The organism is Enterococcus sp. DIV0802b (assembly GCF_050543535.1).
In the GTDB taxonomy this organism is placed as follows: domain Bacteria; phylum Bacillota; class Bacilli; order Lactobacillales; family Enterococcaceae; genus Enterococcus_D; species Enterococcus_D entomosocium.
In genome coordinates this window covers 279041-292854 of the sequence record NZ_CP172941.1, presented here as the reverse complement: position 1 = coordinate 292854, position 13814 = coordinate 279041, and the positions used below count along the sequence as shown (strand labels likewise).

Here is a 13814-nt window from a genome sequence, read left to right as displayed (position 1 = left end):
AATACATCGAGGTGTAGGCGCTGAGCTAGACTCGGAAAGTTTCTTCCAACATCATAACACTCTTAGTAAACATCTATAAAGTGATGATAAGTGTGATTTTAAACAAGTTCTAGGATAACCATTGGTGCAGCATCTCCGCGTCTTGGTTCTGTTTTCAAGATACGAGTATATCCACCTTGGCGATCTGTGTAACGAGGAGCGATATCATTGAATAATTTTTGTAATGCTGATTCAATAACTACTTCTTCGTTTTCTTCACGTACACTTGCAACTTCATTACGAACGAATGCTGCTGCTTGACGACGTGCATGCAAATCACCACGTTTACCTAAAGTGATCATTTTTTCTGCAGTTGAACGAACTTCTTTCGCACGAGCTTCAGTCGTAACGATACGTTCGTTAATGAATAAATCAGTTGTCAAATCACGCAACATCGCTTTACGTTGGCTAGATGTGCGTCCTAGTTTACGATAACTCACGTGGTTTCCCTCCTTCACTTTCGAATGTTGTATCGGTCAGACGAACCGAACTAACGTAATCGAAAACGGTTTAATCGTCTTTACGTAGTCCTAAACCTAAATCATGTAATTTCACTTTGACCTCTTCAAGAGATTTACGGCCTAAGTTTCTTACTTTGATCATTTCTGGTTCAGATTTGTTTGTCAATTCTTGTACAGTATTGATTCCTGCACGTTTTAGACAGTTGTATGAACGAACAGATAAGTCTAATTCTTCGATCGTCATTTCCAACATTTTTTCTTTTTGTGTTTCTTCTTTTTCAACCATGATTTCAGCGTTTTTCGCTTCATCAGTTAGGTTAACAAAGATGTCTAAATGTTCAGTCATGATCTTCGCAGACAAACTCATTGCTTCCAATGGTTCGATTGAGCCATCAGTCCATATTTCCATCGTTAATTTGTCGAAATCATCCCGACGACCGACACGTGTGTTTTCTACTTGGTAGTTGACACGACGTACTGGTGTATAGATTGAATCGACTGGAAGAACGCCGATTGGCATGTCTTCTTTTTTGTTTTCGTCCGCTTGAACGTAGCCGCGGCCAGGTTTCACTGTTAAGCGAGCATGGAACGTAGCACCTTCAGAAACGGTACAGATATACATATCTTTGTTAAGGATTTCTACATCACTATCAACGATGATATCGCCAGCAGTTACTGTAGCAGGTCCTGAAATATCAATTTCAAGGGTCTTTTCTTCATCCCCGTACATTTTCAATGCAAGACCTTTAATATTCAAGATGATTTGAGCAACGTCTTCCCGAACACCCTTAACAGTTGAGAATTCGTGTAAAACTCCATCGATTTGAATATTGGTGATTGCCGCACCAGGTAAAGAAGATAATAAAATACGACGTAGGGAATTTCCTAGTGTAGTTCCGTAGCCTCTTTCAAGAGGTTCCACGATGAACTTGCCATAATCTTTGTCTTCATCAATCTTTGCGATTCTTGGTTTTTCGAATTCAATCATTCTTATCTATTACCCCTTTCAAAACGAAAAGTGTCTTGTTCAATGACGTATTTGTTACACTCAAAATGAGCAGCACTCATTAAACACGACGGCGTTTTGGAGGGCGGCATCCATTATGAGGGACTGGAGTCACGTCACGGATCGCACTCACTTCCAAACCTGCTGCTTGTAATGAACGAATTGCTGCTTCACGTCCAGAACCAGGTCCTTTAACTGTTACTTCAACAGTTCTTAATCCGTGTTCCATTGCTGCTTTGGTAGCTGTTTCTGCTGCCATTTGAGCGGCAAAAGGAGTAGATTTTTTGCTTCCTTTGAAACCTAATGAACCAGCTGATGACCATGCTAATGCATTACCATGAGTATCAGTGATCATTACGATTGTATTATTGAATGTTGAGTGAATATGTGCAATACCCGCTTCAATATTCTTTTTCACACGGCGTTTACGACTCACTTTTTTTGCTGCCATGAAGTTTTAACCTCCTTCACTTAGGAATTATTTTTTCTTGCCTGCGACTGTTTTAGACGGGCCTTTACGAGTACGTGCATTGTTTTTCGTGTTTTGTCCACGAACTGGCAATCCACGGCGATGACGGATCCCACGGTAAGAACCGATTTCCATCAATCGTTTGATGTTTAAGTTCACTTCACGACGAAGGTCACCTTCAACTTTTAATTTATCAACTTCTGCACGGATAGCATCTGTTTGTTCATTCGTTAAATCACGAACACGAACTTCTTCAGACACGCCAGCGTCAGCTAAAATTTGTTTTGCAGTCGTGTTACCAATACCATAGATATAAGTAAGTGAAACGACCACACGTTTATCACGAGGAATATCTACTCCTGCAATACGAGCCATATTTGTTACACCTCCGATTATCCTTGACGTTGTTTATGTTTTGGATTTGCTGGGCAAATCACCATAACGCGTCCTTTACGACGAATTACTTTACAATGTTCGCACATTGGTTTTACTGATGGTCTTACTTTCATGATAATACCTCCTGTGGTTTTACGGAGTACAATTATTTAAAGCGATAAGTAATGCGGCCACGGTTCAGATCATACGGGGATAATTCCACCGTTACTTTGTCTCCAGGTAAAATACGAATGTAGTGCATCCGAATCTTACCAGAAACGGTCGCTAGAACTTGGTGTCCGTTTTCCAATTCTACTTTAAACATTGCATTCGGCAAAGTTTCGACGACTGTACCTTCGACTTCAATCATATCTTCTTTTGCCACGCACAGTACCTCCTTGTACTTGTGATTTTCACACGATAAAATGGCGGAAACTCGGTTCCCACCTGATATTCTCAAACTATGCTCCTACTTAATAAAAAGTAGAAGTCGGACTGACATATTCTATCATATCCTGTCAAAGATTTCAAGAGAAAGTTTTAAGCTGCAAGTTGGACTCGGGCAATCTATGATTAGTCAATGATCTTTTGAACATCTTCGAATACAGCGTCGATGTCGCGATCCCCATCAATCGATTGCAATAACCCTTTGTCTTTGTAATAAGTCAAAATTGGTTCACTGCTTTTGATATTGACAGCTAGACGATTTTTGACCGTCTCAGGCTTATCATCTTCACGCTGGTAGAAGTCATGACTTCCACAACGATCACATGTTCCTTCCTCTTTGGGAGGATTGAACAATTTATGATAAGTTGCCCCACAATTGCGGCACATGAAGCGGCCGGCTAAACGTTCTACAAGAACTTCTTCAGGAACATGAATATCAATAACGGCATCAAGTTTTTTGTTAAGGTCAGCTAGCATCTCATCTAACGCTTTTGCTTGATCCAAAGTACGAGGAAAACCATCTAATAAGAAACCTTTCTCGGTATCAGGTTCAGCTAAACGTTCTTTAACGATCCCATTTGTAACCTCATCAGGAACTAATGCGCCTTGATCCATGTATGATTTTGCTTTAAGGCCTAGTTCTGTTTCGTTCGCCATCGCAGCCCGAAACATATCGCCTGTTGAAATATGAGGAAGACCGTATTCAGCAACGATACGTTCTGCCTGAGTACCTTTTCCAGCACCAGGTAATCCCATTAAAATGAAGTTCATTCTAATTCCTCCTGTAAGTTTTTGAATAGTGTTGAGGAAATCCTCAACACTTCAATAACTTTAATTGATGAAACCAGTATATTTCCGTTTCAGCATAAGCCCTTCTAACTGCTTGGCAGTATCAAGTGCCACACCGATAATGATCAATAGACTCGTTCCACCTAGTCCGATCGATTGCGGTAAATTCCAAGCCATCTGAGCGATGATTGGAAGTAAAGCAACCAATCCTAAAAAGATCGATCCAACCGTGCTTAATCGCATCAACAAACGCGATACATATTCTTCTGTTCCTTTACCAGGACGCACACTCGGAATGTAACTTCCTTGTTTTTGCAAGTTTTCCGCTAATTTCTCAGGGTTCACTTGAACAAATGCGTAGAAGAAGGTAAACGCAACAATCAAGACAGTGTAGATGATCGCACCCGGTACAGTGTTGTAACTAAAGATCGTTTGCACCACTTCGTACCAAGTTTCTCCTCTATATGAACTACCTAATGCTTGAATGATCGCATTTGGTGTTGTAATAAAAGAACTGGCAAAGATAACTGGGATAACCCCGGCAGCATTTACTTTCAAAGGAAGGTAACTGCTGGTAGGCGCTCCTGCTACCCGTTTTGTATATTGGATCGGAATCTTGCGTTCTGCCTGTTGAACATACGTTACTAAAGTAATGACGATCAACACAGCGATCACAAGCAGCGCCATAAAGATAGCATTTAGCCAGATATCCGATTGATCCACGTTAATGAAGTAATCTTCAATCAATTCTTTGATGCTTGCTGGTAAGCGTGAAATGATCCCCGCAAAGATGATCATTGACACACCGTTTCCGATACCACGCTCGGTGATCTGCTCTCCTAACCAAGTGACTAACATCGTTCCGGCTGTTAAAATCAGTCCGATCACGATATAGGTTGCCATATTAGGATTGTTTACAAACCCGAGTTGAGTGTAATAGTTAAATCCAGCCGTTAATGTCATGGATTGGACAAAGCCTAATACCAACGTCAAGTAACGTGTTGCCTGATTTAATTTCTTACGACCCACTTCACCTTGTTTCGACCATTCAACAAATTTAGGGACGATATCCATCTGCAACAACTGAATGACAATTGAGGCAGTGATGTAAGGCGAAACCCCCATCGAGAAAATCGAAAATTGTTGCATGGCGCCACCACTTACCAAATTCAACATGTTTAAAAATGGTAGATCCGCGATGGTATTTAGGCGACTTGCGTCTACGCCTGGCACAGTAATATGTGTTCCCAGACGAAAGACAAACAAGATTAAGACGGTGAACAATATTCTGGATCTAATATCCTTAACCTTAAAGGCATCCTTCAATAGTCTGATCATTAGATCACCTCGATTGATCCACCAGCAGCAACGATTGCTTCTTCAGCTGCTTTTGAGAATTTAGCTGCTTTCACAGTCAATTTCTTCGTTAATTCTCCGTTAGCTAATACTTTGATTCCAGCTTTTTCGTCTTTGACGATTCCAGCTTCGTGTAAAGCAACAGGTGTTACTTCAGCACCGTCTTCAAAGCGGTTCAAGACATCAAGATTGATGACTGCATATTCTTTGCGGTTCACATTTGTAAAGCCACGTTTTGGTAAACGACGGAACAATGGTGTTTGTCCACCTTCGAATCCTAGACGTACTCCGCCGCCTGAACGAGCTTTTTGACCTTTTTGTCCACGTCCAGCTGTTTTACCGTTACCAGATGAAGTTCCTCGTCCGACACGGTTACGTACTTGGCGTGAGCCTTCTGATGGTTTTAATTCATGAAGTTTCATAGGTTTGGCACCTCCTTAATCAAACTAGATCTGCTGATCCTTAGACCTCTTCAACGTCCACTAAGTGAGAAACAGTGTTAACCATGCCTTTGATTGCATCATTAGCAGGTTTTACAACTGTTGAATTCAACTTTGTAAGACCTAACGCTTTTACAGTATCACGTTGGTTTTGGGGACGTCCGATAATACTGCGTTTTAAAGTAATTTTCAATTCAGCCATTATAGTGTCCTCCTTAACCGATTAATTCTTCTACTGATTTGCCGCGAAGTGCTGCCACTTCTTCAGCGCGTTTTAATTGTTTTAAACCTTCAACTGTTGCGCGAACAACGTTGATTGGTGTGTTAGAACCTAAAGATTTAGATGTGATATCAGCTACCCCAGCTAATTCCAATACGGCACGAACTGGTCCACCAGCAGCTACCCCAGAACCTTCTACAGCAGGTTTCATAAGGATGCGTCCGCCGCCGAATACACCGATAACTTCGTGAGGGATTGTAGAACCAACCATTGGTACTTCCACCAAGTTTTTCTTCGCGTCTTCGATTGCTTTACGGATTGCTTCTGGTACTTCTTGCGCTTTACCAGTACCGAAACCTACGTGTCCGTTTTTGTCACCGACAACAACTAATGCAGCAAAACGTAGACGACGTCCACCTTTAACAACTTTAGTTACACGGTTGATCGCAACAACGCGGTCTTCTAATTCCAAATGTTTTGGATCAATATAAACCATGAATGGTGTTCCTCCTTCTCTTAAAATTCCAGTCCATTTTCGCGAGCTGCTTCAGCTAAAGCTGCTACACGGCCATGGTAAAGGTATCCACCACGGTCAAAGACTACTACTTTAATACCTTTTGCTGCTGCACGTTCTGCGACTAATTTACCGACAGCTTGTGCTTGTTCAGTTTTTGTTGCACCTGAAACTTCTTTGTCTAAGGCAGAGGCACTTGCTAGCGTCACACCCGCTACGTCATCAATTACTTGTGCGTAGATGTTTTTGTTCGAACGGAACACGTTTAAGCGTGGGCACTCAGCAGTACCAGAGATTTTGTTACGTACACGACGATGTCTTTTCTGACGTGTCTTGTTTTTATCTGGTTTTGTAATCACAATTTGTCACCTCTTTTAATTTTGCTAGCCTAAGCTGCTAGTCGTAAAGAATTACGACTATTTACCAGTTTTACCTTCTTTACGGCGTACAAATTCGCCAACATAACGAATTCCTTTGCCTTTGTAAGGTTCTGGAGGACGAACGCCACGGATATTGGCAGCCAATTCGCCAACGACTTCTTTATCTGATCCTTTAACGATCACAGAAGTGTTTGAAGGAACTTCGATTTCGATTCCAGCTGGCGCTTCGATTTCAACTGGATGAGAGTAACCAACGTTCAATACAAGTTTTTTCCCTTGTAATTGAGCACGGTACCCAACCCCGATTAATTCTAACGCTTTTTGGAAACCTTCAGAAACACCAACAACCATGTTGTTGAAGTTTGCACGGGTAGTTCCGTGGATAGTTTTCATTTCTTTACTATCATTTGGACGAGTGAATGTTACTTCGTTTCCTTCGATATTCATTGTGATATCAGAAGAGAAAGTACGTGTTAATTCACCTTTAGGTCCTTTAACTGTAATGTCGTTTCCGTTTTGCTTGATTTCAACACCAGCAGGAAGAACGACGATCTTATTACCGATACGACTCACTTAGAGGCACCTCCTTGTGGAATATTTTAAATTACCATACATAAGCGACTACTTCGCCGCCAACATTTTTTGCTCTAGCTTCTTTGTCAGTGATTACACCGTCAGAAGTTGAGATAATCGCGATTCCTAGACCATTCAATACTTTTGGTACTTCGTCAGCTTTGACATAAGCACGCAAGCCTGGTTTAGAGATACGTTTTAAGTTTGTGATAACACGTTCACCGTTTTTACCGTATTTAAGAAATACGCGGATCACGCCTTGTTTGTCATCTTCAATGTATTCAACATCGCGGACGAAACCTTCACGTTTCAAGATTTCAGCGATATCACGTTTGATTTTTGAAGCAGGTACTTCTAGGCTTTCGTGTTTAACCATGTTTGCGTTACGCACGCGCGTTAGAAAATCTGCAATTGGATCTGTCATGACCATGGGATAATTTACCTCCTTTATGCGAGTATAGTTTACCAGCTAGCTTTCTTCACGCCGGGAATTTGTCCTTTATAGGCAAGTTCGCGGAAGCAAATACGGCAAAGATGAAATTTACGATAAACTGAATGTGGACGTCCGCAACGTTCACAACGAGTATATTCTTGCGTTGAGAATTTAGCAGGGCGTTTGTTTTTAGCAATCATTGATTTTTTAGCCACGTAGTTCGCCTCCTTTTTTTATTTTTGGAATGGCATGCCTAATTGTGTCAACAATTCACGAGATTCTTCATCTGTGTTTGCTGTTGTTACAATCACGATATCCATACCACGTACTTTGTCGATCAAATCATAATCTACTTCAGGGAAAATCAATTGTTCTTTGATACCTAAAGTGTAGTTTCCGCGTCCGTCGAACGCTTTTTTGCTCACACCGTGGAAGTCACGGACACGTGGCAATGACACACTTACTAGTTTATCTAAGAATTCATACATTCTTTCGCCGCGTAGAGTTACTTTCGCACCGATTGGCATTCCTTCACGTAAACGGAATCCTGCGATAGATTTTTTCGCTTTTGTGATCAATGGTTTTTGACCTGAGATCAATTGTAATTCTTCAACAGCTTTGTCTAAGTTTTTAGCATTAGAAACAGCGTCACCGACACCCATGTTGATAACGATTTTATCAACTTTTGGTGCTTCCATGATTGAGCTGTAGTTAAATTTGTCCATTAATGATGGGACAACTTCTTTTGAATATTTTTCTTTAAGGCGGTTCATCTGTTAGCCCCTCCTTCCTTCATCAGATTATTTATCAAGAACTTCTCCGGTTTTCTTAGAAACGCGGACTTTTTTGCCGTCAACTTCTTTGTAACCGACACGCGTAGCTTCACCGTTCGATGGATCAACCACCATCACGTTAGAAACATGAATTGGTGCTTCCATTTCAACGATTCCGCCTTGAGGAGCAGTTTGAGAAGGTTTTTGGTGTTTTTTGACAACATTGACACCTTCAACAACGACTTTGTCATTTTTAGGAAACGCTGCTAGCACAACGCCTTCTTTGTTTTTGTCTTTACCAGTGATAACTTTAACTTTATCGCCTTTTTTAACAAACATGTTTGTTTCGCACCTCCTTTAGATAAGAATCACTATTACAATACTTCTGGTGCTAGGGAAACGATCTTCATAAAGTTGCCTTCACGCAATTCGCGGGCAACTGGGCCAAAGATACGAGTTCCACGAGGGCTCTTATCGTCACGGATAATAACCGCAGCATTTTCATCGAATTTGATGTATGAACCGTCTGTACGACGAGCTCCTGATTTAGTACGAACGATAACGGCTTTAACGACGTCACCTTTTTTGACAACCCCACCTGGCGTTGCTTGTTTAACCGTAGCAACAATCACGTCACCAATATTGGCAGTTTTACGACCAGATCCGCCAAGGACTTTGATCGTTAGAATTTCACGGGCACCTGAGTTGTCCGCCACTCTTAATCGGCTTTCTGCTTGGATCACGATGTGTATCCTCCTTTCAGATTTTGCAATTCACAATCTATATAGGAAAATCTCGTGTGATTAGATAATCACTGCCTTTTCAACAATCTCTACTAGACGGAAACGTTTCGTAGCTGATAATGGACGAGTTTCCATAATTTTCACGATATCGCCAACTTTTGCTTCGTTGTTTTCATCGTGTGCTTTGTATTTCTTAGAATAGTTCAGACGTTTGCCGTAGATAGGGTGGTTTTTCTTTGTTTCAACGACAACAGAGATAGTTTTATCCATTTTGTCTGATACCACGCGACCTTGGTAAACTTTGCGTTGATTTCTTTCTTCAGTCATACGCTAAATGGCCTCCTTCCACTATTACTTAACTTGTTCACGCAATACTGTTTTAATGCGTGCAATCGATTTACGTACTTCTTTGATACGTGCAGTGTTTTCTAATTGACCTGTTGCTAATTGGAATCTAAGATTGAACAATTCTTCTTTCAATTGTTTTTCTTGATCTAGCATTTCGGCAGTGGTTAATTCTCTGATTTCTTTAACCTTCATTCGATTCACCACCCATTTCCTCACGTTTTACGATCTTCGTTTTCACTGGTAATTTGTGAGAAGCAAGACGTAGCGCTTCGCGCGCAACTTCTTCAGGTACACCGGCAATTTCAAACATGATTTTACCACGTTTAACTGGTGATACCCATCCTTCAGGAGCCCCTTTACCAGAACCCATACGTACCCCGATAGCTTTGGCAGTATAAGATTTGTGAGGGAAAATTTTGATCCATACTTTCCCGCCACGTTTCATATAACGAGTCATTGCGATACGGGCAGCTTCGATTTGACGGTTTGTGATCCAGTGTGATTCAACAGCTTGTAAGCCGTATTCACCGAATGCTACTTCTTTTCCGCCTTTCGCTTCGCCACGCATTTTTCCGCGGAACTCACGACGGTGTTTTACACGTTTAGGTACTAACATGTTTATTTCCCTCCTTTCTCAGTGTTCTTTTTAGTTGGAAGAACTTCTCCACGATAAATCCACACTTTAACTCCTAGTTTTCCGTATGTTGTATCTGCTTCTTCCCATGCGTAATCAATGTCCGCACGTAATGTATGAAGTGGAACTGTTCCTTCTGAGTAACCTTCTGAACGAGCGATATCCGCACCATTTAGACGGCCAGAAACTTGTGTTTTGATTCCTTTAGCGCCAGAACGCATTGTGCGTTGGATCGCTTGTTTTTGAGCACGACGGAAAGCAACACGGTTTTCTAATTGACGTGCGATTCCTTCGCCTACTAATTTAGCATCTAAATCTGGTTTTTTGATTTCAACGATGTTGATGTGAACTCGTTTGCCAGTTAGGCTATTTAATTCTTTTCTTAGGTTTTCGACTTCAGATCCGCCTTTACCGATAACCATACCTGGTTTAGCTGTGTGGATTGAAATATTCACGCGGTTTGCTGCACGCTCGATCTCAACTGTAGACACAGCGGCATCAGCAAGTTTAGATGCGATAAATTTACGGATTTTCAAATCTTCATGTAGAAATTCAGCATACTCTTTTTCAGCATACCATTTAGCATCCCAGTCACGGATGATGCCTACACGCATTCCAATTGGATGTACTTTTTGACCCACTGATTGTCCCTCCTTATTTTTCTGATACGACTACAGTAATATGACTTGTACGTTTGTTGATCGGTGAAGCTGAACCTTTCGCACGTGGACGGAAACGTTTCATCGTTGGTCCTTCGTTTACGAATGCTTCAGAAACAATCAAGTTTTCAACATCTAAGTCAAAATTATTTTCTGCATTGGCAATAGCTGACATCAAGACTTTCTCGATGATTCCAGCTGCTTTATTTGGTGTGAACTTTAAGATCGCGATTGCTTCAGCAACGCTTTTCCCTCTGATTAAGTCAATAACTAGACGAGATTTACGAGGAGAAACGCGGACTGTTTTAGCAGTTGCTTTCGCTGATGTGATTTGTTCTGCCATTTTTGGATATCCTCCCCTCAAAATTAGCGTCTTGTTTTCTTATCATCGGCAGCATGTCCGCGATAAGTTCTTGTTGGTGCAAATTCACCTAATTTGTGTCCTACCATGTCTTCTTGGATGTAAACTGGTACATGTTTCCGTCCATCATACACAGCAATTGTAAATCCGATAAAATTAGGGAAAATTGTAGAACGACGTGACCAAGTTTTGATCACTTTTTTCTTTTCAGCGCCTTCTTGTGCTTCGACCTTTTTCATCAAATGGTCATCGACAAAAGGTCCTTTTTTCAAACTACGACCCATGGTGTACCTCCTCTCAAAATGTGCGACACACGGTCAAGTATATTACTTAGTTTTACGACGACGAACGATAAGTTTGTCTGATTTTGCTTTTTTGTTACGTGTTTTGTAGCCAAGTGCTGGTTGTCCCCAAGGAGAAACTGGTGCTTTACGTCCGATTGGTGCTTTACCTTCACCACCACCGTGTGGGTGATCATTAGGGTTCATTACGCTACCACGTACAGTTGGGCGTTTGCGCATCCAACGAGAACGGCCGGCTTTACCGATGTTGATCAATTCGTGTTGTTCATTACCAACAGAACCGATTGTTGCACGACATGATGCTAAGATCATCCGTACTTCACCAGAGTTCAAGCGGATCAATACGTATTTGCCTTCTTTACCAAGTACTTGAGCACTTGTTCCAGCTGAACGAATCAATTGTCCACCTTTACCAGGTTTCATTTCGATGTTGTGGATAACAGTACCGACTGGAATGTTTTCTAGTGGTAATGCATTCCCTACTTTAATATCTGCATCTGGACCAGAAACGACAGTCATGCCAACTTCTAATCCTTTAGGTGCTAAGATGTATGCTTTTACTCCATCCTCGTAATGTACTAACGCAATGTTAGCAGAACGGTTTGGATCATATTCAATCGTTTTAACCGTAGCAACGACGTTGTCTTTGTTACGTTTGAAATCGATCAAACGGTATTGACGTTTGTGACCGCCACCTTGATGACGAACCGTGATACGTCCGTTGTTGTTACGACCAGCATTGTTTTTCAAAGGAGCTAACAATGTTTTTTCTGGTGTTGAAGTTGTGATTTCAGCGAAATCAGAACTTGTCATATTACGACGGCCGTTCGTGGTAGGTTTGTACTTTTTAATCGCCACGTCTTTTTCCCTCCCATGTAAAATTTATGCGTGAGTTGCTTATTCAGCAGCTTCGAAAATTTGGATTTCTTTAGAATCTTCAGTTAAAGTCACAACAGCTTTGCGACGTTTTTTTGTATATCCTGCATATTTACCCATGCGTTTGAATTTAGGACGAACGTTGATGATGTTCACGTTTGCCACTTTCACTCCGTCAAAGGCAGCTTCTACAGCTTGTTTTACTAAAGTTTTGTTAGCTTTTGTGTCCACTTCAAAAGTGTATTTCTTGTCATCCATGGCAAGCATTGATTTTTCAGTGATCACTGGGCGTTTAATAACGTCTAGTAAGTTCATTATGCAAGCACCTCCTCGATCTGAGTAAGAGCAGTTTGTGTCACTAACATTTTGTCGTTAGAAACGATGTCTAGCACACTAATGTTATCAGCAGTAACTACAGAAACTTTTGGCAAGTTGCGCGCAGATAAAGCGGCAAAGTCGTTTTCAGATTCTAAAACTACCAATACTTTAGAGTCAATTGTCAAGTTAGCTAAAACTTGTTTGAATTCTTTTGTTTTTGGAGCATCAAAGCTTAATCCTTCTACTGCTACCAAGTTATTTGAAGCAACTTTTTCTGACAATACAGATTTCATTGCTAAGCGACGAACTTTTTTAGGAAGTTTGTAGCTGTATGAACGTGGTGTTGGTCCGAAGACTACGCCACCTCCACGCCATTGTGGTGAACGGATTGAACCTTGACGGGCACGTCCAGTTCCTTTTTGGCGCCATGGTTTACGGCCACCGCCACGAACGGCACTGCGGTTTTTCACAGCGTGTGTTCCTTGTCTTAATGAAGCGCGTTGCATGATGATTGCATCATAGACAACTGATTCATTTGGTTCGATTCCGAAGATTTCTTCGTTCAATGTAATTTCGCCATTTTGGCTTCCATCTTGTTTGAATAATGCTACATTCGGCATTCCTTAGTTCCTCCTTTCTTCCTATCTACTTATTTAGCTTTCACAGCTGATTTGATTGTAATCAATGATTTTTTCGCGCCAGGTACATTACCTTTGATCAAGATAACGTTGCGTTCTGCGTCTACGCGTACGATTTCCAAGTTTTGGATCGTGATGCGATTTCCGCCCATACGTCCAGCAAGACGTTTGTTTTTAAATACACGGTTAGGTGCAACTGGACCCATTGATCCAGGACGACGGTGGTAACGAGAACCGTGAGCCATTGGTCCGCGGCTTTGTCCGTGACGTTTGATAACGCCTTGGAATCCTTTACCTTTCGAAGTGCCGGTTACATCGATGATGTCTCCTGCTTCAAAAATATCAACTTTGATTTCTGATCCTACTTCTAAGCCCTCTAGCTCTACATTCTTGAATTCGCGAATGAAGCGCTTAGGAGCCGTGTTTGCTTTTGCAACATGACCTTTCGCAGGTTTGTTAGACAAAACTTCACGCATATCTTGGTAGCCGACTTGAATTGCTTCGTAGCCGTCATTTTCGATTGTTTTCACTTGTAGCACTACGTTTGGTGTAGCTTCTACTACAGTTACTGGAATCAATTCGCCAGATTCAGTGAAGATTTGAGTCATTCCCACTTTTTTCCCTAAGATTCCTTTGGTCATGATTACACCTCCATCTTAA

At 41.4% G+C, this 13814-nt stretch carries 28 protein-coding genes; all 28 read right to left on the bottom strand.

The genetic code is table 11. The features are described 5' to 3' along the window. Positions 1-98: 98 nt before the first annotated feature. Positions 99-479 (bottom strand): 50S ribosomal protein L17, encoded by a 381-nt coding sequence (rplQ, locus tag IGJ12_RS01435; RefSeq protein WP_003128038.1) that lies wholly within the window; start codon positions 477-479, stop codon positions 99-101. A gap of 70 nt (positions 480-549) precedes the next feature. After that, positions 550-1488: a DNA-directed RNA polymerase subunit alpha gene (locus IGJ12_RS01430; protein WP_008376367.1), complete on the bottom strand. Its 939-nt coding sequence runs from the start codon at positions 1486-1488 to the stop codon at positions 550-552. 79 nt (positions 1489-1567) lie between these two features. Next, complete coding sequence (rpsK, locus tag IGJ12_RS01425; protein ID WP_005227104.1) at positions 1568-1957, bottom strand: 30S ribosomal protein S11; 390 nt, start codon at positions 1955-1957, stop codon at positions 1568-1570. A 27-nt stretch (positions 1958-1984) separates the two neighbouring features. Then, a complete protein-coding gene (gene rpsM, locus IGJ12_RS01420; RefSeq protein WP_005227102.1) occupies positions 1985-2350 on the bottom strand; it encodes a 30S ribosomal protein S13 in 366 nt (121 codons plus the stop codon). 17 nt (positions 2351-2367) lie between these two features. Further along, the gene (gene rpmJ / locus IGJ12_RS01415) at positions 2368-2484 is read right to left on the bottom strand and encodes a 50S ribosomal protein L36 (protein WP_002288710.1); all 117 of its coding nucleotides are present in this window, start codon (positions 2482-2484) and stop codon (positions 2368-2370) included. A gap of 32 nt (positions 2485-2516) precedes the next feature. Continuing rightward, complete coding sequence (infA, locus tag IGJ12_RS01410) at positions 2517-2735, bottom strand: translation initiation factor IF-1 (protein WP_002288695.1); 219 nt, start codon at positions 2733-2735, stop codon at positions 2517-2519. 188 nt (positions 2736-2923) lie between these two features. After that, positions 2924-3568, bottom strand: a complete 645-nt coding sequence (locus IGJ12_RS01405; RefSeq protein ID WP_005227100.1) for an adenylate kinase — start codon at positions 3566-3568, stop codon at positions 2924-2926. Positions 3569-3628: 60 nt separating this feature from the next. Further along, positions 3629-4924 (bottom strand): preprotein translocase subunit SecY, encoded by a 1296-nt coding sequence (secY, locus tag IGJ12_RS01400; RefSeq protein ID WP_005227099.1) that lies wholly within the window; start codon positions 4922-4924, stop codon positions 3629-3631. Then, positions 4924-5364 (bottom strand): 50S ribosomal protein L15, encoded by a 441-nt coding sequence (rplO, locus tag IGJ12_RS01395; protein ID WP_003128016.1) that lies wholly within the window; start codon positions 5362-5364, stop codon positions 4924-4926. The genes secY and rplO overlap by 1 nt, the downstream gene beginning before the upstream one ends. A 40-nt stretch (positions 5365-5404) precedes the next feature. After that, entirely contained in the window at positions 5405-5584 is a 180-nt protein-coding gene (gene rpmD, locus IGJ12_RS01390) for a 50S ribosomal protein L30 (RefSeq protein ID WP_003128015.1), read from the bottom strand. A gap of 13 nt (positions 5585-5597) precedes the next feature. Further along, positions 5598-6098 carry a 30S ribosomal protein S5 gene (rpsE, locus tag IGJ12_RS01385; protein ID WP_003128014.1) on the bottom strand — a complete coding sequence of 167 codons (501 nt, stop codon included), beginning with the start codon at positions 6096-6098 and terminating at the stop codon, positions 5598-5600. Between the two features lie 20 nt (positions 6099-6118). Then, positions 6119-6475 (bottom strand): 50S ribosomal protein L18, encoded by a 357-nt coding sequence (rplR, locus tag IGJ12_RS01380; protein ID WP_005227097.1) that lies wholly within the window; start codon positions 6473-6475, stop codon positions 6119-6121. Positions 6476-6532: 57 nt separating this feature from the next. After that, the gene (rplF, locus tag IGJ12_RS01375; RefSeq protein ID WP_005227095.1) at positions 6533-7069 is read right to left on the bottom strand and encodes a 50S ribosomal protein L6; all 537 of its coding nucleotides are present in this window, start codon (positions 7067-7069) and stop codon (positions 6533-6535) included. Between the two features lie 31 nt (positions 7070-7100). Next, the gene (gene rpsH, locus IGJ12_RS01370; protein ID WP_005227093.1) at positions 7101-7499 is read right to left on the bottom strand and encodes a 30S ribosomal protein S8; all 399 of its coding nucleotides are present in this window, start codon (positions 7497-7499) and stop codon (positions 7101-7103) included. Positions 7500-7531: 32 nt separating this feature from the next. After that, positions 7532-7717 carry a type Z 30S ribosomal protein S14 gene (locus tag IGJ12_RS01365; protein WP_003128010.1) on the bottom strand — a complete coding sequence of 62 codons (186 nt, stop codon included), beginning with the start codon at positions 7715-7717 and terminating at the stop codon, positions 7532-7534. 18 nt (positions 7718-7735) lie between these two features. Beyond that, positions 7736-8275 carry a 50S ribosomal protein L5 gene (gene rplE / locus IGJ12_RS01360; protein WP_005227088.1) on the bottom strand — a complete coding sequence of 180 codons (540 nt, stop codon included), beginning with the start codon at positions 8273-8275 and terminating at the stop codon, positions 7736-7738. Positions 8276-8302: 27 nt separating this feature from the next. Next, complete coding sequence (gene rplX, locus IGJ12_RS01355) at positions 8303-8614, bottom strand: 50S ribosomal protein L24 (RefSeq protein WP_005232526.1); 312 nt, start codon at positions 8612-8614, stop codon at positions 8303-8305. Between the two features lie 35 nt (positions 8615-8649). After that, positions 8650-9018, bottom strand: a complete 369-nt coding sequence (gene rplN / locus IGJ12_RS01350) for a 50S ribosomal protein L14 (RefSeq protein WP_003128006.1) — start codon at positions 9016-9018, stop codon at positions 8650-8652. Positions 9019-9078: 60 nt separating this feature from the next. Then, positions 9079-9345, bottom strand: a complete 267-nt coding sequence (gene rpsQ / locus IGJ12_RS01345; RefSeq protein ID WP_005232528.1) for a 30S ribosomal protein S17 — start codon at positions 9343-9345, stop codon at positions 9079-9081. A 24-nt stretch (positions 9346-9369) separates the two neighbouring features. Next, positions 9370-9558 carry a 50S ribosomal protein L29 gene (gene rpmC, locus IGJ12_RS01340; protein WP_005232529.1) on the bottom strand — a complete coding sequence of 63 codons (189 nt, stop codon included), beginning with the start codon at positions 9556-9558 and terminating at the stop codon, positions 9370-9372. Next, positions 9548-9982: a 50S ribosomal protein L16 gene (gene rplP, locus IGJ12_RS01335; protein ID WP_005226918.1), complete on the bottom strand. Its 435-nt coding sequence runs from the start codon at positions 9980-9982 to the stop codon at positions 9548-9550. The genes rpmC and rplP overlap by 11 nt, the downstream gene beginning before the upstream one ends. Positions 9983-9984: 2 nt before the next feature. Further along, entirely contained in the window at positions 9985-10641 is a 657-nt protein-coding gene (rpsC, locus tag IGJ12_RS01330) for a 30S ribosomal protein S3 (RefSeq protein ID WP_005226916.1), read from the bottom strand. 13 nt (positions 10642-10654) lie between these two features. Beyond that, positions 10655-11002, bottom strand: a complete 348-nt coding sequence (gene rplV / locus IGJ12_RS01325) for a 50S ribosomal protein L22 (RefSeq protein WP_003127973.1) — start codon at positions 11000-11002, stop codon at positions 10655-10657. A gap of 23 nt (positions 11003-11025) precedes the next feature. Further along, positions 11026-11304 carry a 30S ribosomal protein S19 gene (rpsS, locus tag IGJ12_RS01320; RefSeq protein ID WP_005226914.1) on the bottom strand — a complete coding sequence of 93 codons (279 nt, stop codon included), beginning with the start codon at positions 11302-11304 and terminating at the stop codon, positions 11026-11028. Positions 11305-11346: 42 nt separating this feature from the next. After that, positions 11347-12180 (bottom strand): 50S ribosomal protein L2, encoded by an 834-nt coding sequence (gene rplB, locus IGJ12_RS01315; RefSeq protein ID WP_005226912.1) that lies wholly within the window; start codon positions 12178-12180, stop codon positions 11347-11349. Positions 12181-12219: 39 nt separating this feature from the next. Continuing rightward, positions 12220-12513 (bottom strand): 50S ribosomal protein L23, encoded by a 294-nt coding sequence (locus IGJ12_RS01310; protein WP_005226911.1) that lies wholly within the window; start codon positions 12511-12513, stop codon positions 12220-12222. Further along, entirely contained in the window at positions 12513-13136 is a 624-nt protein-coding gene (gene rplD, locus IGJ12_RS01305; RefSeq protein ID WP_005226910.1) for a 50S ribosomal protein L4, read from the bottom strand. The genes IGJ12_RS01310 and rplD overlap by 1 nt, the downstream gene beginning before the upstream one ends. Positions 13137-13165: 29 nt before the next feature. Then, entirely contained in the window at positions 13166-13795 is a 630-nt protein-coding gene (gene rplC, locus IGJ12_RS01300) for a 50S ribosomal protein L3 (protein ID WP_003127967.1), read from the bottom strand. Positions 13796-13814 lie beyond the last annotated feature (19 nt).